This window comes from Arthrobacter sp. CAN_C5, from assembly GCF_017875735.1.
Taxonomy (GTDB): Bacteria; Actinomycetota; Actinomycetes; order Actinomycetales; family Micrococcaceae; genus Arthrobacter_D.
The window spans coordinates 1,556,943-1,578,758 of record NZ_JAGGMZ010000001.1; the positions used below are offsets into that span (position 1 = coordinate 1,556,943).

The 21,816-nt window shown below is 62.0% G+C and carries 19 protein-coding genes; 7 read left to right on the forward strand and 12 right to left on the reverse strand.

All coding sequences use genetic code 11. The annotated features are described in order from the left end of the window. Positions 1–181: 181 nt before the first annotated feature. Complete coding sequence (wecB, locus tag H4V95_RS07345; protein WP_395939825.1) at positions 182–1,321, reverse strand: non-hydrolyzing UDP-N-acetylglucosamine 2-epimerase; 1,140 nt, start codon at positions 1,319–1,321, stop codon at positions 182–184. 282 nt (positions 1,322–1,603) lie between these two features. Here wecB and H4V95_RS07350 point away from each other — a divergent pair, with 282 nt between their 5' ends. From H4V95_RS07350 to H4V95_RS07365, 4 genes are all read left to right on the forward strand, one after another. Further along, positions 1,604–2,569, forward strand: coding sequence for a DAK2 domain-containing protein (locus tag H4V95_RS07350; protein WP_209729633.1), 966 nt, complete (start codon positions 1,604–1,606; stop codon positions 2,567–2,569). After that, a complete protein-coding gene (locus tag H4V95_RS07355; RefSeq protein ID WP_209729635.1) occupies positions 2,562–4,784 on the forward strand; it encodes an ATP-dependent DNA helicase RecG in 2,223 nt (740 codons plus the stop codon). Before H4V95_RS07350 ends, H4V95_RS07355 begins: the two co-directional genes overlap by 8 nt. A 150-nt stretch (positions 4,785–4,934) precedes the next feature. Continuing rightward, positions 4,935–6,434, forward strand: coding sequence for an HNH endonuclease signature motif containing protein (locus tag H4V95_RS07360; protein WP_209729637.1), 1,500 nt, complete (start codon positions 4,935–4,937; stop codon positions 6,432–6,434). 314 nt (positions 6,435–6,748) lie between these two features. Next, positions 6,749–8,314 (forward strand): alpha/beta fold hydrolase, encoded by a 1,566-nt coding sequence (locus H4V95_RS07365; protein ID WP_209729639.1) that lies wholly within the window; start codon positions 6,749–6,751, stop codon positions 8,312–8,314. A gap of 42 nt (positions 8,315–8,356) precedes the next feature. On the opposite strand, the gene H4V95_RS07370 is transcribed toward H4V95_RS07365, so the two are convergent. Continuing rightward, entirely contained in the window at positions 8,357–8,563 is a 207-nt protein-coding gene (locus H4V95_RS07370; RefSeq protein WP_209729641.1) for a hypothetical protein, read from the reverse strand. A gap of 319 nt (positions 8,564–8,882) precedes the next feature. Between H4V95_RS07370 and rsmD the strand changes: the two genes are divergently transcribed. After that, complete coding sequence (rsmD, locus tag H4V95_RS07375) at positions 8,883–9,461, forward strand: 16S rRNA (guanine(966)-N(2))-methyltransferase RsmD (protein WP_196866582.1); 579 nt, start codon at positions 8,883–8,885, stop codon at positions 9,459–9,461. A gap of 85 nt (positions 9,462–9,546) precedes the next feature. On the opposite strand, the gene H4V95_RS18930 is transcribed toward rsmD, so the two are convergent. From H4V95_RS18930 to H4V95_RS07425, 10 genes are all read right to left on the reverse strand, one after another. Continuing rightward, the gene (locus tag H4V95_RS18930) at positions 9,547–9,765 is read right to left on the reverse strand and encodes a hypothetical protein (RefSeq protein WP_395939868.1); all 219 of its coding nucleotides are present in this window, start codon (positions 9,763–9,765) and stop codon (positions 9,547–9,549) included. Between the two features lie 14 nt (positions 9,766–9,779). Then, positions 9,780–11,039 carry a phosphotransferase gene (locus H4V95_RS07385; protein ID WP_209729643.1) on the reverse strand — a complete coding sequence of 420 codons (1,260 nt, stop codon included), beginning with the start codon at positions 11,037–11,039 and terminating at the stop codon, positions 9,780–9,782. Next, a complete protein-coding gene (locus H4V95_RS07390; RefSeq protein ID WP_209729645.1) occupies positions 11,036–12,298 on the reverse strand; it encodes a phosphotransferase family protein in 1,263 nt (420 codons plus the stop codon). Before H4V95_RS07390 ends, H4V95_RS07385 begins: the two co-directional genes overlap by 4 nt. A gap of 164 nt (positions 12,299–12,462) precedes the next feature. Then, positions 12,463–14,376 (reverse strand): ABC transporter ATP-binding protein, encoded by a 1,914-nt coding sequence (locus H4V95_RS07395; protein ID WP_312883966.1) that lies wholly within the window; start codon positions 14,374–14,376, stop codon positions 12,463–12,465. Beyond that, the gene (locus H4V95_RS07400; protein ID WP_196866579.1) at positions 14,373–15,506 is read right to left on the reverse strand and encodes a glycosyltransferase family 4 protein; all 1,134 of its coding nucleotides are present in this window, start codon (positions 15,504–15,506) and stop codon (positions 14,373–14,375) included. The genes H4V95_RS07395 and H4V95_RS07400 overlap by 4 nt, the downstream gene beginning before the upstream one ends. Continuing rightward, positions 15,503–16,801, reverse strand: a complete 1,299-nt coding sequence (locus H4V95_RS07405) for a glycosyltransferase family 4 protein (RefSeq protein ID WP_245345611.1) — start codon at positions 16,799–16,801, stop codon at positions 15,503–15,505. The genes H4V95_RS07400 and H4V95_RS07405 overlap by 4 nt, the downstream gene beginning before the upstream one ends. Then, positions 16,788–17,996: a glycosyltransferase family protein gene (locus tag H4V95_RS07410; protein WP_245345612.1), complete on the reverse strand. Its 1,209-nt coding sequence runs from the start codon at positions 17,994–17,996 to the stop codon at positions 16,788–16,790. The genes H4V95_RS07405 and H4V95_RS07410 overlap by 14 nt, the downstream gene beginning before the upstream one ends. 423 nt (positions 17,997–18,419) lie before the next feature. Continuing rightward, complete coding sequence (locus H4V95_RS07415) at positions 18,420–18,710, reverse strand: DUF1540 domain-containing protein (RefSeq protein ID WP_196866576.1); 291 nt, start codon at positions 18,708–18,710, stop codon at positions 18,420–18,422. A gap of 181 nt (positions 18,711–18,891) precedes the next feature. Further along, positions 18,892–19,704, reverse strand: a complete 813-nt coding sequence (locus H4V95_RS07420; protein ID WP_196866575.1) for a spermidine synthase — start codon at positions 19,702–19,704, stop codon at positions 18,892–18,894. Beyond that, positions 19,701–20,939 (reverse strand): aminotransferase class I/II-fold pyridoxal phosphate-dependent enzyme, encoded by a 1,239-nt coding sequence (locus H4V95_RS07425; protein WP_209729652.1) that lies wholly within the window; start codon positions 20,937–20,939, stop codon positions 19,701–19,703. The genes H4V95_RS07420 and H4V95_RS07425 overlap by 4 nt, the downstream gene beginning before the upstream one ends. A gap of 79 nt (positions 20,940–21,018) precedes the next feature. On the opposite strand from H4V95_RS07425, the gene coaD reads away from it, so the two are divergent. Next, on the forward strand, positions 21,019–21,495 hold the full coding sequence (coaD, locus tag H4V95_RS07430; protein WP_196866573.1) for a pantetheine-phosphate adenylyltransferase: 477 nt from the start codon (positions 21,019–21,021) through the stop codon (positions 21,493–21,495). 48 nt (positions 21,496–21,543) lie between these two features. Next, positions 21,544–21,762 (forward strand): hypothetical protein, encoded by a 219-nt coding sequence (locus H4V95_RS07435; RefSeq protein ID WP_196866572.1) that lies wholly within the window; start codon positions 21,544–21,546, stop codon positions 21,760–21,762. The last annotated feature ends 54 nt before the right edge of the window (positions 21,763–21,816 follow it).

Consider the following 21,816-nt stretch of genomic DNA (forward strand, 5'->3'; position numbering starts at 1 on the left):
TGGGCTTGCTAGCGCGCTGCCCAAAGAGTAAAAATGGACGGCTTGGCGAAACGCGCTGACCAGAAACTGGCGGGAAATATAGTACACCAGTTAGTTTCTATGACGGGTCAATGTAACCGTAGGTGTCGCTCCAACGGAGTTCCTGTAAATGTAGAAGTTGGCCTTCAGCCTCTTTTTAGTGTCAGGCTGAGTGCTCTACAAAGTCCGGTGTCCGGGAGCCTATTCCCAGCAGTTCCGCGATTGCGGCAACCGAGCGGGAAGCGGCGAGGCCATCTCCGTAGGGGTTGACAGCGTTCGCCATCGCACTGAAGCTGTCTGCGTCATTGAGAAGCTGATCAACCTCAGCAACGATTCTCTCCTCGTCGGTCCCAATAAGTTTGACGGTACCCGCGCCAACGGCCTCGGGCCGTTCGGTGTTGTCACGCATCACAAGGACGGGCTTGCCAAGGCTCGGTGCTTCTTCCTGGACTCCGCCAGAGTCTGTCAGCACAATATGCGCGAGCGAGAGGAGACGGGTGAATTCGCCGTACGCCAGAGGCTCTGTCACGAGGACATTTGACCGTCCCTCCAGTGCGGGCAGGACAGCTTCACGGACGGCAGGGTTCTTGTGCACAGGCAAGACGATCACTAGATCGGATTCTGCATCCGCGATCCGAGCGATCGCACGCCCGATTCCGCGCATACCGTCTCCCTGGTTTTCACGCCGGTGTGTTGTCACGAGGAGGATTTTTCGTCCGGAACGTGCGAGAACTTCCAACTGAGGATCGTTGAACGGCACCTGCTTTTTCACTGTCTCCAGAAGGGCATCGATCACGGTGTTTCCGGTCACCACGATGGACGTTGGAGGGACATTCTCAGCGAGCAGGTTGTCCCGGCTGGTAGTCGTCGGGGCCAGATGGAGGCTGGCGATCTGGGAGGTGATCTTTCGGTTTGCCTCCTCCGGGAAAGGGGAGAACAGGTCGCCGGAACGAAGGCCGGCCTCCACGTGGACCACGGGAATACCGTGGTAGAAGGCGGCGATTGCGGCGGCGGTTGACGTGGTTGTGTCTCCCTGGACAATGACGGCGTCGGGCCTGGACCGCTCAAACAGGCTGTCCAGGCCGTCGATGGTCTTGGTCATGATCGAGGCGAGGGTTTGCCGCTGCTGCAGAATATTCAGGTCGAAATCAGGAACAATACCGAACAGGTCGTTTACCTGATCGAGCATGGCGCGGTGCTGCCCGGTGACGGTGACGATGCACTCAAATCCTTCGGCGTCCTTCAACGCCGCAACAATCGGGGCCATCTTGATAGCTTCGGGTCGGGTTCCATAGATCGGCATGATGACAGGCAAGAGTATCCTCAGGTTCGATGGGGTCGTGTTCTGCGTTACAGCCTACTGCAGCGGCGCGATGTTCCCCTTAGGTGTTACCGCCGAAGCTGCGGTGAGGGCAGTCAGACTGCGAGCACGCCATCAACACCCCCATTCGCTCTCACCCTGTAGACCTCACTGCGGTAGGCTCGGTATGTGCCGGATTGCCCGGAGTGACCGCAGCGCCGCAGTCACATGCCTACGTGGGATGGGATCACTTTGCAGACGAAAATCACCGCTAACGCGACTGCGATGAAGCGATGGTTGAGCAAGGCCGAAGAGTCCCTGGGTAACCACAGCGACCGGCTGAACGCCATCAACATTTTTCCCGTGGCCGACGGCGATACCGGCACCAACCTCTACCTCACGGTCCGCGCCGCGTCCCAGGCCGCCAACGCGGCAGACACCTCGGACCTCGGCGAACTCCTGAAGACCGCCGGTCAGGCCGCCATGGAGGACGCGAGAGGAAACTCCGGCACTCTGTTCGCGGTTTTCCTCTCGGCAATCGCCGAGCCATTGCACCACCACATGCGGCTGTCGGGCCCGTTGCTCGCCACAGCGCTGCAACGCGCGCAGATCCGCAGCTGGTCTGCGCTCAGTGATCCGGTTCCCGGCACCATGCTCTCTGTCCTCGAAGCGACAGCCCGCGGAGCCGCCGTCGTCGACGGTGCCCAGAACGGCGACGACAGTAACCACGCCCTCGCCCTGACCCTTCAGGCAGCCGTTGAGGCAGCCCTTGTAGCAGTCGTCCACACCGAGAGCCAACTCGGTGTGCTGACCCAGGCCAAGGTGGTGGACGCCGGGGGAGTGGGGTTCCTTCTCATCCTGGATGCGCTGCGCGCCGCATCGCTTGGCGAGGAACTCCAGGACGAGCTCCTCGATGGTCTTCACGGCTACGACATCCAGGCACCCCACATCCATAACGGCGGCGACGCCGAGGGTGTGGAGGTCATGTGCACCATCAATCTCAGCCCCCTCGACGCCGCAACCCTGCGGCTGCACCTGGACGAGCTCGGCGATTCGGTCATCATGAGCGCAGTAACCGAGGTGGAAGAGGGCTACCGGTGGCGGGTCCACGTCCATGTGCCCACTCCTGAGCCTGCACTGAAACTCATCCAGGAAGCCGGCAATCCCATGAATGTCTCGGTGACTCAGCTGGCTTCCCCACGGCTCGGCGATACGCCCCTGTACAGCGAAGTCCAAGAGGCCAGTGGATAGTCCAACGACCGGGGAACTCAACTCTCCCCTCGATGGGGTTGTCAGTCCCAAGGCCAAGGTCAAAGCCTTTGCCGAGACCCTCAACCTTCACACCTTTAGCCATCTGCTCAACCACTTCCCGCGCGCCTATTTTGAGCGCGGTGAGCTCACTCCCGTGAGCTCTGTGCCATTGGGCGAAGACGTGACACTGATTGCACGGGTGCAATCCGCAAACCTGAGGCAGATGCGGGCCCGTAAGGGATCTTTGTGCGAGGTAGTGATCACCGACGACACCGGAGGCCAGCTCGGCAGGCTCAGCCTCTCCTTCTTTAATGGTCGCCAGGCCGCAAGGGACCTGCGTCCCGGCGTCCACGCCATGTTCTCCGGCAAGGTGACTGAATATCGGCACCGGCTGACCCTTACCAACCCCATTTATTCATTGCTCGACGACGACGGACCCGTCGACCCCGATCTCCTCGAGGCGCCCCTGCCGGTGTACCCGGCGTCGGCGAAGGTTCCCAGCGAAACCATCAAGAAAGCCGTCGAAACGTTGCTCGACAGGCTGGTGCACTCTCAGTTCAATGATCCAGTGCCGCCGGACATTGCGCGCCGCGACAAGCTGATGAATATCACCCAGGCCTATGAGTTGATCCATCGTCCCCATGCGATTGAAGACACCTACCGGGCCAAACACCGCTTCCGCTATCAGGAGGCGCTGGTCTTGCAGACTGCACTGGCCCGACGTCGGGCGCTCACCTCGCTAGAGGAGGCGACGTCGCGCAAGCCGCGGTCGGGCGGACTGCTGGACCAGTTCGACGCCCAGCTGCCCTTCACCCTCACCGACGGACAGAAGCATATCGGGGAGACCCTGACCGAGGACCTGTCCTCTTCCCATCCGATGAACCGGCTCCTGCAGGGTGAGGTGGGCTCCGGTAAGACGTTGGTCGCGCTGCGGGCGATGTTGCAGGTGATCGACGCCGGTGGTCAGGCCGCACTGTTGGCGCCGACCGAGGTTCTGGCTGCACAGCATCTGCAATCCATCACCCGGACGCTGGGGTCGCTGGCCATGGGAGGGATGCTGGGGGGAGCCGTCGATGGAACCAAGGTGGTCCTACTGACCGGCTCAATGTCTACCGCGCAGCGTAAACAGGCAATGCTGGACGCGGCGACGGGTGAGGCCGGGATTGTGATCGGGACCCATGCCCTGCTGTCCGAGAATGTGAGCTTCTTCGACCTCGGGCTCATCGTGGTGGATGAACAGCACCGATTCGGCGTCGAGCAACGCGACGTGTTGCGATCCAAGGCCACCAATTCGCCGCACGTGCTGGTGATGACCGCGACCCCCATTCCCCGGACGGTCGCGATGACGGTGTTTGGTGACTTGGACGTGTCGACCTTGACCGAGCTGCCCGCAGGAAGGGCACCGATCACTACCCATCAGGTAGGTCTCACCGAACATCCCGACTGGATTGAGCGCATCTGGGCGCGGGCCAGGGAGGAGATCGACGCCGGACGTCAGGTGTACGTGGTGTGTCCCAAGATTGGCGACCAGGAAGAGGACTCCACGGCGCTGGAGCTCTACTCGCCAGACGCGCTGTCGGATAACAGGGGTCCTCAGCAGGAATTGACGTCGGTCAACGAGTTGTTCGAGACACTCCAAGACGTACCCTCGCTGCGGGGCATGTCGATGGGAATGCTGCATGGACGTCTGGATCCCGCCGAGAAGAGCGCCACCATGGCCCGCTTCAATGACGGCAGTATCCAACTCCTGGTATCCACCACGGTGATCGAGGTCGGTGTGGACGTTCCCAATGCCACGCTGATGGTCATCATGGATGCGGACCGGTTTGGTATTTCCCAGCTGCATCAGCTGAGGGGCCGAGTAGGTCGGGGCGGGCATCCCGGAACCTGTCTGCTGGTGACACAGCTCGACCCCGAGCATCCCAGCAGGGAGAGACTGGCGGCTGTCGCCTCGACTACCGACGGCTTCGAACTGTCACAGAAAGATCTTGAGCTCAGGCGCGAAGGCAACATTCTGGGTGCATCACAGTCCGGCGGACGGTCGGCGTTGAAGTTCCTTCGGGTAGTCAAAGACGTGAAGATCATCGAGAAGGCACGCGAAGATGCACAGCAGATCGTGGCTGACGATCTCGATCTGGTGGATCATCCCGACCTTGCCGAGGCAATGGATCTGTACCTGAATCCCGAGAAGGAAGCGTTCCTGGAGCGGGGCTAGCCTTCGTGGGTGCGGGACTTCGGTGTCAGCGTCACCCCGCCATGGGTCCGTGATGGCGGCCCTGATGCTGTGGAGGACAAGTGGGCGACTCCTCCTCCACACTGGCCATCTTCGCTATCTTGTTCGAATCTATGTTCGATAGAATTGATCATGGCAATCAGCCCGTTCGAGCAGCAGACCGATACCCCTCGGTATTTAGCTTGGCTGAACACCGAACTTGCGGGGATCGCTGACTCATTTCGTTCGGAGAGTATGGTGATGCCTACCCGCAAACTCGCCGAAACGGCGGTGGCTATCGAACAGCTCGCCAGAACTGCGGAGCAACTCCAGCTGATTGCCGCACATGCGGTGGAACATCAGAATGTGGCAGTTGTTGGCGAATCCGATCAGCGGCTAAGTCTTGGAGTGTCTGACGGCGATTCCTCCACGGGATCCCTGAACCGTACGGGGTGCAGAGACAACGCCGAGTATCTTCGGAACACGTTGCGAATCAGTAAGAGCGACGCGAAGAGACGGATCCGTGTATCCAGCCAGGTTTTACCCACGGTTCAGTTGAATGGCCAGCCGCTTGCTCCGCGGCTGGAACACCTGGGAGCTGCAATTGCTCGATCGGAAGTCAGTAGCCAGGCTGCCAGCCTAATCAGTGCGGCGATGGAGAGAGTCAGGCCTTTTGCTTCGTCCAAAGACCTGGATGAGATGGAAGCCACTTTGACTCGGCAAGCAGTCCTGTCGGATGTGGACGTGCTCAGGGTACTGATCCAGCGGTGGGAAAGTTTGCTCAATCCTGATGGTTCTGAGCCGACGGAAGAGGTTCTGCGAGCACGGCAGGGAGTCTTCCTAAGGGGCAAGCGTCATGGTCTGCGCTTCATGGAGATCTCGGCGACCGACGATCAGTTCGAAGACCTGATCACGGTGATGTATTCAGCCACCAATCCACGGGCCAGGGCAGGACTATCAACCGCCGAAGCCGAAAAGCTGGATGGTGTCCAGAAAGATTCCCCTATGCCAGGAACAGGGAACGCTCCAGAGGATGAACTTGATCGGTCGACATGGGCGCAGCAGCTGCTGGATGGCCTGGTAGGTGCATGTCGTATTGCTTTGGCCAGCAACAAGCTTTCCGATGCCGGAGGGATGAGGCCGCAGGTGCTGGTCACCATCAATTACAAGGACTTGGTGGCCGATGTTGGTCGAGCCGGTCATGCAGCATTTGGCGGTTTGATCAGTGCTCGGGCGATTCGTCGGATTGCCTGCGATGCGAATGTTCTACCGGTGGTGCTGGGAACAGAAGGACAGATTCTGGATGTGGGGAATCCTCGTCGGCTGTTTCCTCCCATTCTCCGAAAGGCGTTGACAGCGCGGGATGGTGGATGCGCGTTTCCGGACTGCATGATGCCGTCGCCCTGGACCGAGGGGCATCACATCATTCCGTGGAGTCAAGGTGGCCCAACCACCGTGGATAACGGAGTGTTGTTGTGCAGCAGGCATCACCATTTGCTTCACCAGGAGGAGTGGAGAATCGAGCTGAAGAGCCGGATTCCATGGTTCATTCCTCCCCGGTATATCGATCCGACGCAGAGACCTCGACAGAACCACTATCACCGGGATCATCCCCACCCGCCGCCGGGTCACAATCCATTGCTGACGAGTTGAAGCCCTGCCAGACTTGCCAAGCCCGCCCCCACCAGAGGCTTTTCTCATTGGCACTTGTTGACTCCACTCTTGGGGGCTTCACCGGGCAACTCACTCATGCCATGCCATTCGTCGAGTGATTGCGACAGACGTTCGGTTCTCTCGGAACTGCGCGGACATCCCGACTCTTACCCGGCGCTGCGGGACCTTCGACTCTGTGCTGTGGGCTGTGCCGGCTGTCGAATAGAGAGTGTTCGAATCAGTGGGGGCCACCGACTCTGAATTGGCGGGATGTGGTCTCCAAGTGAGGATTTCCCCTCCAGGAAGACACGGATATGTCACAAGAGCAGCTTGTTACTTCGCCGTCCCCGTCCGACCCGGCCGAGCCGAGCCGACGTAGTGGCATCCTGACTAAACCCTGGATAAGACTGGCAGTCGCGGTGGCTGTAACGGTCGGGTATGGGGCGGTGGCCGGTTGGCTGACTCCTCGAGGTCCCCTGACGGAGGTCGAAGCCGTCGCAACGGTGGCGATAAGTCTGCTGGTCGGGGCTGCCAGCGGCGTCCTCCTACGCTCGCGGTGGGCGGTTCTTCTTGCGCCCGTGCTATTCCTGGTGTCGTTCGAGCTCGTCCGTGCAGGTGCTGAGGGCCCAACCGTGGACGAAATCCAGCTCACCTCGTTATACGGCATCATCGCGTTCATTACGGGCCGCGGGTTCCACGGGCTTCTAATCCTGATCCCGATGATGTTTGGTGCCGTCCTGGGTGCTGCGCTTGAGCGGCGATGGGATCAGCGGAAAGGCCAAGATTCCAGTGTTTCAACTTCTCGGCGGGTGCGGACAGTCCTGCTTCGCGGACTCACGGCCCTTACCGGTGTATTTGTTCTTCTCCTTGGCTTCCTTGTCGCGTTGCCGGGTACCACGGACGCCATCCTGGCCGACGACGGCACACCGCTGCCGGGAAGTGTCGCCGAGTTCGCAAGCGTGGATGTGGAGGATCATCAGCTGAACCTCATGATCCGGGGACGCAGCGATACGAACCCGGTCCTGCTGTTCCTTGCTGGAGGTCCCGGCGGAACCGAGTTGGGGGCGATGCGCAACCACGGGACGGCCCTGGAGGAGGACTTTGTCGTCGCGACCCTCGACCAGCGAGGTACCGGCAAGTCGATGGATCAGTTCGAGCCGGCCTCAACCCTGACGCTTGAGAACGCAATTAGCGACGCTCTGGCCGTCACTGAGTATCTTCGCCAACGGTTCGGTCAGGACCGTATCTACTTGGTCGGACAATCGTGGGGATCAACGCTCGGGGTTCTCCTTTCGGATCGTGAACCACAGCTCTACCAGGCCTTCGTTGGCATCGGTCAGATGGTGAGTCAGCGGGCCACTGACATTATTTTTTATGAGGATGCGTTGGAATGGGCGCGCAGCACAGGCGACGTCGGGCTGGAGGCCACGCTTGAGGCGAACGGTCCACCGCCCTACACCGACATTAGGGCCTACGAACCGGCGATCGGCACCGAACAACTTGTTCATCCGTACGACCACACACCAAACGCCGAGGGATCAGGTCAGAACTCCGAAGGACTTTTTGTCGAGGAGTACTCAAATGTCGAAAAGATCCGAAACCTCGGCGCCACCCTCGACGTCTTCTCAGTGCTCTATCCGCAGCTACAAGAGATTGATTTTCGCGAACAGGTAACGAGCCTCGACATCCCCGTGTACCTGGCGCACGGGCGCTACGAAGCCCCCGGTCGTGCCGACCTCGCGCTCGAATGGTACGGAATGCTGAGTGCTCCCTCCAAGGAACTGCGGATGTTTGAGACCTCAGGGCATCGAGCTATATGGGAGCAGCCAACCGAGTTCCATCGGCTGATGGTTGAGGTACTGGAGGACACGAGCGGATAGGAAGCGCTCGTTTGTCATCCACGACCGGACGGCCGAAACCGTCTATGGTCTATACATCAGCCTCGCAATAGCACCCACCAGCAACCCGATCGCGGCCCCGAGGCCAGCGCCGACCGCAATCCCAGGCCCGCCCGCAATCGCCACGCCGATGACGACACCGGCTCCGGCTCCCATGCTGATACCCACACCGGGAAGATATTCGTGGAACCCACGGTCCGGCGTAGCAGGAAACCCATCCAATTTGGTCATGTGCCTATCGTCCGAGTGCAAGCCCCCGAATTGCTAGGGGCTTTGGTCCTCCCCGCACTGCCTGCCTACCTACCTACCTGGCTGGCTGCCTACCTACCTGGCTGGCTGGCTGGCTACCGATGATCGGGGACGGCTGCGCCTTTCAGGACCCAGGAGCAACCTGAATAGGTCGACCCAACCATCGCGACAAGCCAAGATGAGTCATACCAAGATGGGTCATGCCGTGATGGGTCATACCGTGGTGAGTCATAGTGCCGCTGCTTTCAGCAGAGGACCGTCGGTGGCCAGACGTCCCACCTCATGTCGATACAGTTGAAACATGAGTCGAATCATCGCCGGAGCCGCTGGAGGCATACCGTTATTCAGTGTCCCGGGTACAGCAACACGGCCCACTACTGACCGAGTCAAAGAGGCATTGTTCTCGCGTCTCGACGCCTACGAGGTCATCGCCGATGCAAGGGTGCTCGACCTTTTTGCTGGCTCAGGCTCCCTGGGCGTGGAAAGCGCCAGCCGGGGAGCGAAGGTCGTTGACCTGGTGGAGTCGGCCGACAAGGCAGCAGCAGTCAGCCGATCCAATGCTGATCTGGTTAACAAGACCCTCAAACATCAGACAGTGCGGGTCCACCATCTCAAGGTGGAAACCTATCTTGATCGCGTGACCCCCGAGGACCAGTGGGATCTGGTCCTCATGGATCCTCCCTATCCAGTGGAAAACGAATCGCTGACCACTCTTCTTGCCACGCTGGTTCCGCATCTGGCCGAGGGTGCAGTGGTCGTTCTCGAACGTTCTTCGCGCTCGCAGGAGCCAAACTGGCCGGTCGGTCTGGAACGCTTCGCTGAGAAGAAGTACGGCGAAACTAAACTGTGGTTCGCCGAACCAACAGCGCCTGCATCGTAGATGTGGGACTCGTTTCCTCCAGGGAAGCCAATTGATGTGCCCAGACCAAACGAGGGAACTGCCAAGAGAGTAATGCCTGGCTAGATTAAGTCACCTGATCAACACCATTGGTCAGCCGGCCAACACCATATGTCAGCCGACCAACACCATCAGTCATCTGATCAACACCATCGGTCTGCCTGATCTGCCTGATCTGCCTGATCTGCCTGATCGGCCTGACCGGCCTGACCGGCCTGACCAGCAGGAACTGGCCGACGACCGTCCAGATCAGCTTGACCCAGCCCTTCCAGGAAGACGAGATCAGCCAGGGGAGTAAGCCTAGGCCGCAGCTGTTTCTGCGAGTTTGATCTCGAGGCCTTCAAACCACTGGTGTGCGAGCGCCCGATACTGAGGTCTGAACGCATACAGGCACGCTAGTCGAAGCCTTGTCGCCGCAGCATAGGCTTCCAACCGTTGATCGGACACCCCGATAGCGTCTGCCGCGGTGAGAACGGCCTGTTTCGCCGTTTGCGCCGCAGCAGCAGAATAGACACCCTGTGCTCGGCGAAAATCGACGTGCACCAGGAGATTCGCCAGGTCGAGCGCTGGCTCAGCGACAGCCACCGTGTCGCAGTCGATCAACCCGACGACGCGCGAATCCGGATTGAACAACACCTGCTTGTCGTGGAGATCACGATGCGACAACACTGCCTGCTGCGGCACACCTGAAATCAGCAGCCGAGCCACCTGCGCCGACGCCCGTTGGAGCCGGGCGGGTGCAACAGGCAACGCCTCGAACTCCTGCACTTGGTTGACCCACCGGGCCACGGTGCGACACTCATCGCGCGCCGTATGGGCGGGTAGAGCAACACTGCCCTGTCCGACACTGCTCTGTCCGATGCTGCTCTGTCCGACGCTTCCTTGTCCGGCACTGCCCGGTTCAACCCTGGCCTGGGCAACCGCCAGCCGGGGCCACCGCTGGGCCCACTGCTGCCACGCCGTCTCCCAGGTGCCAGCCCCGTCCCAGGTGCTAGTTTCGGCCGGGTTGCCAATCCCGGCGGAGGTGTCAGCCCCGCCGTCATGTCCGGGTCCGTCCGAAGGCGCGTCCCCGTCTCCTGAGCTAGCACCGTCCGCATGCCTGCCTGCGGTCGACCCTCGCCCGAGCTCGTGCAAACTGGTGCCGTGCACCGCCGTCAACGTGACACTGTCCGGATGCTGCACCACGACGTCGGGCACCACGATCCCTGACCGATTCGCCAACGAGCGCATCAACCGGTGGGCTACTGCCACCCCCTCGGCCTTTCCGGGAGCCAGCAGCTTGGTGAATCCAGCATCATCGCGGACCACTGCGCGCCGCTTGTACCGGTGGACCAGCAACTGACCCAGCGCCGCAGCACCGGGAAGACCAGACAGCACCGGGTCTTCAGCAAACGGGGATAAACGCACCACTCCGTCAGCCTCGATGGTTCCAGCCCTGATCTGGCCACCATCGGTGTCCATCGCCTCAAAGGTGAGTCGACCACCGTCACGCGGCCATGCCCGATGGACGTTCAGCTGCCTGCCAGCACGATCCGTCAGCGTCGCAGGAATTGTCGTCACCACAGGATGTTCTCCATCAGGTCTAATTGGTTCACCATGTCTTGCCGCCAGGTGGGGGAACAGGATCGAAAAGGCTCATTCAGGCGGTTGAGCAGATGAAAGATTGTCCACCCCAGGACCTCTGTCTCAGTGGCGCCCGTCGGGCCGGCGCTGTAGCCGTCCAGCATGGCCGCCGTGCGGGGAAGCGCCAACACATCGGTGTCTCTCACCAGCGGCATACTGTGCAGGATCTCGACGGCGGCAAAGCTGCCCAGATCGGAGGCACCTGCACCATAGGTACACCGCTCCAGATCCGTCAGCCGGATGTCGTTACCATCTACCAGCACCTGGTCGGCAGAAAAGTCACCGTGAATGAGCGCTGCCCGGCCCGGACGCCGCAACAGCGGTTCCAGTCCGACACGAAGCCGCTCCAGCCGGTCGGTAATCCCGGGAAGCAGTGACGATGTCTCCCGCGCCAGTTTGATCAGTGACCCGGCAGGCGCCCGCCACCGGTGTGTGTCAAAGGCTGGGGGCTGCTGATGAAGCAACGCCAACGCCATGCCCGCCGCATAGGACGCGGCAGCCGCATCGGCCCCGGCCCCGGCAGTATCCCTGAGATCCGCAGCTCCCAGCTGAGAGGACTGGTTGCTGGTACCCACGGTGCTGAGGTCACCAGACCCGAACCACGTGAAGTACTGCACATGACTCGAAGTCGGCAGCCCCGACCGGTCGACTGTCTCCAATACCGGGACACCTCGGGACGCGAGCCTCGCCAACAGCTCGCCATCCGCGTGTGGGGTCGACGCACCGAGCTTGCACACCAGACGTTCACCCCGATGGCGAAGCGCAAACACCACCCTGCGCTGCGGGTTGTAGTTGAGCACCTCTACCGAGCGGTCAACAAAGATCCAGCCGAACCCGTCACGCCGAAACGGCCGCATGGGCCGATACAGTCGGTGATCCAGTTCGATGGGCCCTGACACCAGGCTGTGGTCCGGGTAGTCCGGCAACGCGACATGCTGGACTTCCAGCCCACTGCCCACCGACCGGCTAAACGTTTTTTCAAGCTTTGCTGCAGCATCAGGACTGTAGGTAGCAAGCCAGCCTATCCCGCCACCGGCTTCCCGAATTCTTGCCACAGCGGACGTACCGGGTTTGTGCCGCAGCCGGTCAGCCCTCACCGGACGGCCCAGCAACCCGCTGAGCCGGTCGCTGTCGAAAAACTCTTCAAGACCCGGCAGCGTCGGATCAACGGCCGCCGTCGGATCGATAACTGTCATAGGATCAATCATCGCCGCTCGATCAACAGCCGACGTCGGATTGACAGACAGTGTCGGATCACCAGCCGCCGAAGAATCAACAGCCGACGAAGAATCAACAACCGCCGAAGACTCACCAGCTGTCGTCGACTCAACCGTTACCGATGGCCGGACAGCTGTGGACCTCATGCCCGGCCTCCAGCCGTCTTTTCGGCGAGCTGCGCCTCATCGGCCGACTGCTGTTGACGAACCCAGGTGGCGAACATCGGATGGGTCATCAGTTCAGCGGGCGTCCCATCCAGAAGGATCTGCCCATCCTGCAGCCACACCACCCGGTCATGCGTGAGCGCTACGGACGCCTCATGGGTGATCGTGATGGTGGTGCGTCCTTGCGTCAGGGTGGCCAGACCAGCAAGGACTTCGGCCCGGGAAGCCTGATCCAACCCGGTCGTCACCTCATCGAGGATCACCACCTGCGAATCACGAAGCAACGCCCGGGCAATGGTGATCCGCTGCCGCTGCCCACCGGACAGGGTCCCACCGCGCTCGCCGACCAGGGTGTCATACCCGTCCTCGAATCCGGTGATGAACGTATGGGCATTTGCCAGCACCGCCGCCCGCTCCACCTCGGCGTCGGTGGCATCAGCCCGGCCATAACGGATGTTCTCCCGGATGGTGCCCGTAAACAGCACCGCATCCTGCAGTACCAGGCTGATATTCGACCGCAGCGACTCGAGCGTCACCGTCCGCAGATCGTGCCCATCCACGTGCGCGGTTCCCGACACCGGATCCATCATGCGCACCATCAGCGACACCAGGGTGGACTTGCCCGATCCTGACGGCCCCACAATTGCTGTCTTGCGCCCACCCACCAGCGCCAGGTCCAGGTTTTTCAGGACCGGATGCCCGTCACCATAGGCAGCGGTCATGTTGCGGAACTCCACATCGCCCCACACCTTGCCCAGCGATACGGCGTTCGGGGCGTCAACAATGTCCACTCGTTCGTCCAGGAGGTCGGCTACCCGCTCGCCCGACGCCGTCGCGCGGGCAATCCGCCCCGTGTACTTGGCCAGGTCCCGCAGCGGCTTCATGGAGGTTTTCAGGTACATCAGAAACAGCACCAGATCGCCGGGAGTCATGGCCCCCTGCACCACCCTCCACCCGCCGCCAGCCAGCACGACGGCGGTGGCGACGCCGACAATGACGTCGGTGCGACGCTCCAACGCCGCAGCCAGGCGCCTGGACTGGACTCCGTCCTTGAGGGTCTTCTGGTTACTGCTGCCAAACCGATCGGAGAGGGTCTTTTCGAGGCCGTAGGTCTGCACCACCCTGATAGCACCCAGGCTCTCCTGGGCGGTGTTGGCAAGCGAACCTTCGCCTTTCCGGGTCCTGCGCGCCGCGACGGTGATCTTGCCGGTGCTGACCCTCGACAGCAGCAGGAAACTGGCACAGGCAATGACCACCACCAGGGCGAGCAGCGGATCAAGCCAGAACATCACCCCGCCCATCACCACCAGCGTGATGCAGTTGGCGATCAGCGGCAGCCCTGCGCTCACCGCCACCTCCTGGAGCCGGCCGACGTCGCCCACCAACCGCTGGATGGTGTCACCGGTCCGCGCCGACGAGTGATACCGGGTGGACAGGGACTGCACGTGCTCAAAGACCCGGGCCCGCAGCTCCGTCGCGACCCTTGAGCCGGCCAACGCAAACGCCACGGTGGCGAGGTAGTTGCACAGCGCCCGCATCCCAATGATCACCAGCAGCCCAGCGCCACAGGCGAGGAGAAGGCCTTCGGTGGCTAACGGGCCGGTTCCGGCCAGATCGGCTCCCAGGCTGCGGGAAATCGCATCCACCACAAACTTGACCGGCCAGGGTTCCAGCACCCGGAAGATCACCTCAAAGAGCAACGCCACCACTCCGCCGCTCATCAGCAGGCGGTGTTTGCGCAGATGCGGTTTCGCAATGTTGATGGTCCGCCGGAGCGGGCTGCGCGCCATTTTGGGTCCGATGGTTGGCGGCGTTGCCGGCTTGGGGGTCCTGACGATTGCCGGCGCCGGGGGAGGAGTAGCAATCACTGGGGGCGTCTTCTCGATGGTCATGACAGGATCCCCTCGGTGATGCGCCCCAGCACGCCGTCCCAGCTGTGATGATCGTTGGCCAGGCTGCGCGCGGCGTCGGACATCGCTGACCTGGCCAGCGGAGCACCGGCAAGGTCATCGATGGCGGCTGCCAGCGCTCCCGGATCCGAGGGAGCCACCAGCAGCCCGGTGACGCCGTCGTCAATGATTGAGGGCACCTGACCCACCCGCGAGGCCACCACGGGCAGACCGGCGGCACAGTATTCGTAGATTTTCAGCGGAGAAAAGTACTGGTCGCTTGCGTCCTCCATCTCCGGATACGGTGCCGCCGCCAGGGCACAGCCAGCCAGCGCAGCAGGGATGAGTTCGGGAGTGACGGCGCCCGTGAACTCGACATCCGCGCCATGCGCGACGGCGAGTTCACGCAGCTGCCCACCCTCCGGACCGTCTCCCACAATCCGGAGAGCCCAGTCGGTTGACGCGACAGCCTTGGCCCGGATCAGGGTCTCCACCCCGTGCCACGGCTTCAGCGTCCCGACGAACACCACCATCGGGATGCCTGCCGCCTCGGCAGTGGGCCGGATCCGGTCAACGTTGACCCCGTTTGGCACCACCAGCACCTTCGCCTCATACTCGTTCGCCACCCGCTCCTTCACCCAGGCGGCGACCGGTTCTGAGACGCACACGGTCCTGGACGCTGCCGCAACCTGGCGCTGCAGCGCCGTGAGCGCTCTCTCTTCGTCGACGAGAGACCGGTGGATACGCTGCTCATCGATCAGCGGGGCATTCACCTCCAGGAACCCTGGGATGGCCAGCGCTGACGCGACGCGGGCCAGGGCGTCGCTGAAGAGGGAATACCGCTCGTAGACCGCCGTCGCGCCGTCGGCGATGGCACGCGCCGCCAACTCGGCCGCAGCGGCTGCCTGTGCCTGTTCGCGGGCGGCACCGTCGCCCTTGGGGATGCGGTGAACCACCACCGGAACGTCGGCAAGGTCCGCTGGGATGTCGGTTCCCGGCCGGGTGCAGTACACAGTGACCTCGGCGCCGAGGGACCGCCAGCTGCGGATGATCTCCTGCACGTGCACCGAGGCACCCTTCGAGCCGAATACCGGCACCCCGGGGTCAACGCAGAGATAGGCAAGACGAATCATGAGTAGACCACCGCTTCCTCGATCTGGTGGACCGGACGCAGGCCGGCTTCGAGTTCCTGCAACCTGACGGACTGTCGGTGCGAATCAAAGAACTGGTCAATCACCCGGCGCGCGGCGAGTGCCACTGCCTGCCGATCGAAGTCCGCTGACCCCGCCCGCTGGAGTGCATCAACCAGGTCGCCGAGCACGCCGGAACGGATCAGGATTCCGGTCTGGACGCCGTCGCCGGTGGGCAGACCGGGGTCCAGTGCGCTGCCACCGTTGGAAATCACCTCGGGGATCCCCGTGACATCACTGGCGATGCAGGGCACGCCCATCGCCATTGCTTCGAGCAGAACGGTGGGCAGACCATCGGCATTGCCATCCGTGCCCACCAGGCAGGGGGCGGCGAACACATCGGCCCACCGCAACAGCTCTATCACTTCGGCCTGGGTCCGCGGTCCCAGCAGAGTGACGGTTGCCTCCAGCCCGTGGCTGGCAATCTGGTCAGACAACTGGTCGTGAAGCTCTCCGCCACCGGCAATACGGACGTCGAGGACAACGCCGCGGTGGACCAGCTCAGCGACAGCCTTGATGAGCTGGTTGAAACCCTTCTTTTCCACCAGCCGGCCGACGGCGGCAACCCGCAGCACCGGTCCGGGCGCGGTGGGACTGGTGAAAGGAAACCGTTCCAGCTCCAGACCGTTGTAAATCCGATGGACCCGTCCCAGGTGTTCGGGAAACAACCCGCCCAGATAATTGAGGTTGAAGTCGCTCACCGTCACCACATGGTGCGCGGCACCGATCAGTCCGCGGAGCACCTCCGGGTCCACCTCTTCGTGGAAAATGTCCTTGGCGTGCGCAGTAAACGAGAACGGAATGCCCGTCAGCTCCGCCGCGACCTTCGCCGTGCGGGCGGCGATTGACCCGAAGTGGGCATGCACGTGGGTGATGCCCCGCTGACACAGCAGCATCGCAAGCTCAACACCCTGGTGAACCTCCACCGCGTCCATGGCGGCCAGCTCAGGGAGCAGCCGGGCGAACCGTTCAGCAAAGTCCGGAATCACGTCCCCGGCGGTTGCCATGATGGCCCAGCCATCAGCCAGTTTGGCTGGTTTCGACACATAGGTGACGGGAGCCTGGACCCGGGCCAGCTCGGGATGGAACCGGGGGTCGATCGGAGGCCTGAGCGAAAAGATCTCCAGCTCGTCCCCGGCGGCTTCCCGCGCGAGGATCTCGGTGACAATGAAGGTTTCGGAGAACCGGGGATAGATCTTCAGGATGTACCCGGTGCGGGAACCACTAGACGGCTGCAAGGTTCTTCCAATCGCTGCGAAGGTCGGCATGGGGGGTTGGCACCGTGAAGCCGAGCAGTTCGGCGGCAAACTTACCCACGGTGTGCAGACCATTCAGGTCCACGTTGTGCCGTGGCGACGGCGTCCCGACCACGGTGTCGAACCAGTCGGTGAGCACCTCAGGTGTGAACCGGTCAGGGTGGCACATGTCCATCAGCTCGTGGCGGGCCAGGGATTCGGCGCGGATCAGTTGCTCCCGCCGGGGATGAACACGGGGGACCACCAGCGCGGGGGTGGTGGTGCTCATGATCTCGCACACCGAGTTGTAGCCGCCCATCGACACAATCGCCGAGGCTTCCCTCATCTCGGCGAGGCCGTCACGCACCATCGAAATGACCCGGGTGCCGGGCGCCGCCGACTTTTCGATCACAACGCGGTCCTCCTTGGGCATCTGGGGACCGGTGACAATCAGGTGTTCATAGCCGTGGGGGACTGTCGCCTGGGCTGCAGCCAGCAGCATCGCACGACCATCGGATCCGCCGCCGGCCATGGTCAGCACGTATGGCTTTGCTGTGGAGCCGGTGCGACGCCTCGACTGACGGCCGGTTGCCAGATACCCGGTATAGCGGACCATCGAGGCGAGCTTGCCGGGAATTTCACCGGATGCCACCGGGTCATGAATGACGGGATCCCCGTAGACCCACAGCTCATCGAAATAGCCACGCAGCTTGTCCAGGTTCCCCAGCGCGTTCCATTCCCGCCGTGCCACCTGGGGGCTGTCGAGGACTTCCCGGAGGCCGAGGACCACTTTGCACCCGGGCCGTGCCTTCTTCAGGTCCGACAGGGCCGAGATCAGTTCCCGGTCCACACCGAAGGCGTGCCGGTCCACGACCACCAGATGAGGCCGAAACTCGGAGAGGACGGCTTCCATGATCTGCGACCGAAGCCGGATGAGTTTGCTCTGGTTAATCGTCAGGTTGCGGGGGACGTAGCCGTCGCTGCCCTTGGAAATACCCGGGAGCACCACCCAGTCCCAGCCATCCGGACTGTCAAAGCGTGTTGCCTGGGACTCGCCGGTGACCAGCAGCCCGGTGACCTTGCGGTTGGCCAGCCCGGGGAGGTTGGCGGCCAGAGAGTGGGCGAGAGCCAGATTCCGCCGGGTATGACCCAGGCCCTGGGAGTCGTGTGAGTACAGCACCACCCGGAGCTCTTTCAACTGATTTCCCTCTCCAGGAAGCCCTCGAGCGTCGAGTTCCTGTGCCGCAACGTCCGCTGAAGCGACGTCGAGTGCAGGAACTTCCTGAGAGAAATGCCCTAGCGGCGAGTGCGTTTCCATGACGGTGACCAATCTTTCCCTGCGGTGATGTAACTGCTGCAGGTTCTCTATCTAGCCAGCCGCCTATGAGACGTTCGTGAGGCGCTTATGAGAGAGTTCTCATCGAAATCTCTCATCGACACCCGTCGGTGGTCGGTCAATAACCGTTATGCCGGTTCCCGACGAACGGTCGTCCACCTCCTGCCACCTGTACTTCCTGGACACGCGTGCTTCCTGGACACACGAAGACCCGGTCGTCACAGAGGACAACCGGGTCTTCGGAACGCAGCATCCGACCGTGGCGTGGCGTGGGAAGCGTGCGGCCTACTGTGGCTGGTAGGACAGGCAATCGGCGGTGTCAGCGCCGCTGCCGATCTTCACATCGGTCTTGCCGCACATGAGGTGGCTATTGAACGTGCACTCGGTCCGCTGGCAGGCACCCACGTGGGCCAGGACCATGGGTAGTCCGCCGGTCGCTGAGGTGTCGATGAAGGTGGAGCATGACGCGTGGTCACGGCTACCACCGACCGTAATCGCGAAGGCGGTGCAGCCGTCATGGTTAAAGGAGCAGGAATGGACACTGCAATCGGAAACGCTTGCAACTTCGGTTGTCATGGTTCCTCCTAGGGGATCCGTCGATCTATTCCCCTAACGGTACTGCTGAATGGAGGAAATAACACTCAACAAAAGTATTTCGATAGCGCACATTAAATTAGCGCATTTATTGCTTTCGTATTGGCGCTACGGTTTGTCATGTCCTCTGGACTTCGTGGCCCACCGCGGTCTCGCGGAGGGGCTACTGCCGTGCCGAACAAAAGGCAGCGAACTCAGGTCCGGTCACCACGACTCCCGGATGCGGGCCGGCTGCCACCAACGACGGCGACCAGGTGGCGGGCCAGGCTGAACCGGTCCCCACCAGCACAATGTTCCCTGCCATCCGCCCACTGATCATCCCTGCATCAGCCAGCACCGCGACGTCGTCGGCGGCGGCACGCAACCTCCGCGCCTGGGCACGCGCAAACGTCAACGGCGGATCATCGCCCACATTTACCAGGACCACGCCGCCTGGAGCGACTGCCGCCCTGAGCGAATCATAGAAGGCTTCATCAGTCAGATGGGCCGGCGCATCAGCACCAGCAAATACGTCCAGCACCACTGCGTCAAAGGAGCCGGGCTCACAACGCTCCAGGGCCGCGCGGGCGTCATCGATCACCATCGAACACCGGGTGCCCTCCGGCAGGGGTAGATGCTCCAGTACAAAGTCCAGCAGCTCCCGTTCAAGTTCTACAGCTGTCTGCTCGGAACCTGGTCGCCTGGCCTGGACATACCGCGCCAGGGTCAGCGCACCCGCACCCAGGTGCAGCACCCGGATGGGCTCGCCCGCCGGCTTGAAGATATCCAGCACATTAGCGATCCGGCGCAAATACTCATAAAAGACGTTCCCGGGATTCCGCAGATTCACATGGGATTGTTGTGCGCCACCAATACTGAGAATGAATGCCCCCTCGGTAAATGCATCCTCATCAATTTCGGCAAGCTCGCCAATTCCGGCCAGTTGCAGGGTAGGCACCGAGCCGTCCTCGTCGGCAGCAAGCTCAACACCCTTCATAGCCGGGCGCTCAACGTAGCCAGCCGGTCCGCGGCTTCCTGCAGGACCTCGGTTTTTTTGCAGAACGCGAATCTCAGGAGCGAACTGGCGCGGGCTGCGCCGTCGGGATGGCAGAACACCGCCACAGGGATGGCGGCCACCCCCACCAGCTCCGGCAACTGTCGTGCCAGCGCGGTGGCGTCGCTGATTCCCAGCGGCGCGGTATCCACGTTCACAAAGTAGGTCCCCTGCGGGGAGAAGACATCAAACCCTGCGGCTTTCAACCCTGCGCTGAGGATGTCCCGTTTCGTCTGCAGGGTGGCCGCGGTCGCCTGGAAGAACCCGTCATCCAGGCCCAGGCCGTGGGCGACGGCGCTCTGGAACGGCGTGCCTGAGCTGTAGGTAAGGAAGGTCTTGACGGTCCGCACCGCCGAAATGAGCTCCTGCGGCCCGGTGATCCAACCGATCTTCCACCCGGTCACCGAGAAGGTTTTGCCGGCCGAGGAGATGGTCAGGGTTCGGTCCATGGCTCCCGGCAGCGAGGCGATGGGCAGATGCGCCACACCGAAGGTGAGGTGCTCGTAGACCTCATCGGTGACGATCACGGCGTCATGCTTCACCGCGAGGTCCACAATCTTCTGCAGCACCTCCCGGGTGAACACGGTTCCCGTCGGGTTGTGGGGGTTGTTGAGCAGGATAATCCGGGTCGAGCGGGAGACTGCCCGCTCCAGCTCGTCGAGATCGGGCTGGAAATCGGGCGCCGACAGGGCCACGGTGGTGTGGGTGGCCCCGCTCAGGCCGATGATCGCGCCATAGGAGTCGTAGAATGGTTCAAAGGTAAGAACCTCGTCGCCGGGCCCGGCCAGGGCCAGCACCGCCGACGCAATCCCCTCGGTTGCGCCGGTACTGACGATCGTCTCGGTGTGGGGGTCGGGCGTCAGGCCGTAGAACCGTTCCTGATGAGCCGCGATCGCCTCCCGGAGCACTGGCAGACCCTGGCCGGGCGCATACTGGTTGGCCCCTGCGGAAATCGCTGCCCGGGCTGCCTCAAGGATTTCGGCTGGCCCGTCCTCGTCAGGGAATCCCTGCCCCAGGTTGATGGCGCCGTGCTGCATTGCCAACATGGTGATTTCCTCGAAAATCGTGACACCGAGACGCCCATCGGAGGCCAGAAGATTAGCGCCCGACGCCGTCCGCTGCCATGGCGTAGGGGTTGAGGCTGTGCCGGTCACCAGCGAAGAAGTAGTTGAACTCATGCCCTCAAGTATTGCTGTTTTTTCGGACCTGCCGATTGGACCAGGTGGACAGCGGCGCGCTTCACTGTAGATTCGAACCATGCGCCGCGCTGTCTGCCCCGGATCCTTTGACCCCATCCACAACGGTCATGTGGAGGTCATTGCCCGAGCCGCGAGCCTTTTCGATGAGGTGATTGTTGCGGTATCGAATAATCCAGCCAAGAATTACCGGTTTGATCTTGACGAACGACTCGACAGCGCCCGCGAGACGCTTCAGTACCTGCGGGGTGTTTCAGTTCTCTCGATGGGGGACGGACTGCTCGCCGACTTTTGCCGGTCCCATGGCGCCAACCTGATCGTCAAGGGGCTGCGCTCCAGCCAGGACTTTGACTATGAGCTGCCGATGGCCACCATGAACCGTCAGCTCACCGGCGTCGAGACTGTGTTCATTCCAGCGGAAAACAGCTACACCCACCTCTCATCGACGCTCCTCAAAGAGGTTGCTTCGTTGGGCGGCGACATATCTCCCTTTGTGCCCAGGGGTGTGCTGAAACGGCTCAATCGGCCATCGACCTGAGGGCACAACCGGCCTGGCCCGAAGAGGCAGATGAAGTAGGGTATGGCTATGACCGACAAGACTCGCCTTGGCCCAGAAGATCCGTTTCCCGAAGATCTTGACTCGCTGGCTGACGGTGAAGTGGAAGTGCTGAACAGTAAAGTCCACCGCCAGATCGACGAGGAATACGTTGAGGAAGGCCAGCCGGACCCGGAAACCGCGTTCCGCAAGGAAGAGCTTGATGAGGAACTCGACGGGCGCGACGACGAGGACGACTCAGAAAAGTAGGCTTCGTCCTGCAGGCGACTGCCGGACCTGAAGTACATAGACGGAGGGAGTGGC

Excerpts from the sequence above, each read along its gene's own strand:
- wecB (WP_395939825.1), bottom strand. The coding sequence starts at position 1,321 with ATGCCGATCTATGGAACCCGACCCGAAGCTATCAAGATGGCCCCGATT.
- H4V95_RS07350 (WP_209729633.1), top strand. The coding sequence starts at position 1,604 with ATGAAGCGATGGTTGAGCAAGGCCGAAGAGTCCCTGGGTAACCACAGC.
- H4V95_RS07360 (WP_209729637.1), top strand. The coding sequence starts at position 4,935 with ATGGCAATCAGCCCGTTCGAGCAGCAGACCGATACCCCTCGGTATTTA.
- H4V95_RS07365 (WP_209729639.1), top strand. The coding sequence starts at position 6,749 with ATGTCACAAGAGCAGCTTGTTACTTCGCCGTCCCCGTCCGACCCGGCC.
- H4V95_RS07370 (WP_209729641.1), bottom strand. The coding sequence starts at position 8,563 with ATGACCAAATTGGATGGGTTTCCTGCTACGCCGGACCGTGGGTTCCAC.
- rsmD (WP_196866582.1), top strand. The coding sequence starts at position 8,883 with ATGAGTCGAATCATCGCCGGAGCCGCTGGAGGCATACCGTTATTCAGT.
- H4V95_RS07390 (WP_209729645.1), bottom strand. The coding sequence starts at position 12,298 with ATGACAGTTATCGATCCGACGGCGGCCGTTGATCCGACGCTGCCGGGT.
- H4V95_RS07395 (WP_312883966.1), bottom strand. The coding sequence starts at position 14,376 with ATGACCATCGAGAAGACGCCCCCAGTGATTGCTACTCCTCCCCCGGCG.
- H4V95_RS07400 (WP_196866579.1), bottom strand. The coding sequence starts at position 15,506 with ATGATTCGTCTTGCCTATCTCTGCGTTGACCCCGGGGTGCCGGTATTC.
- H4V95_RS07415 (WP_196866576.1), bottom strand. The coding sequence starts at position 18,710 with ATGACAACCGAAGTTGCAAGCGTTTCCGATTGCAGTGTCCATTCCTGC.
- H4V95_RS07420 (WP_196866575.1), bottom strand. The coding sequence starts at position 19,704 with ATGAAGGGTGTTGAGCTTGCTGCCGACGAGGACGGCTCGGTGCCTACC.
- H4V95_RS07425 (WP_209729652.1), bottom strand. The coding sequence starts at position 20,939 with ATGAGTTCAACTACTTCTTCGCTGGTGACCGGCACAGCCTCAACCCCT.
- coaD (WP_196866573.1), top strand. The coding sequence starts at position 21,019 with ATGCGCCGCGCTGTCTGCCCCGGATCCTTTGACCCCATCCACAACGGT.
- H4V95_RS07435 (WP_196866572.1), top strand. The coding sequence starts at position 21,544 with ATGACCGACAAGACTCGCCTTGGCCCAGAAGATCCGTTTCCCGAAGAT.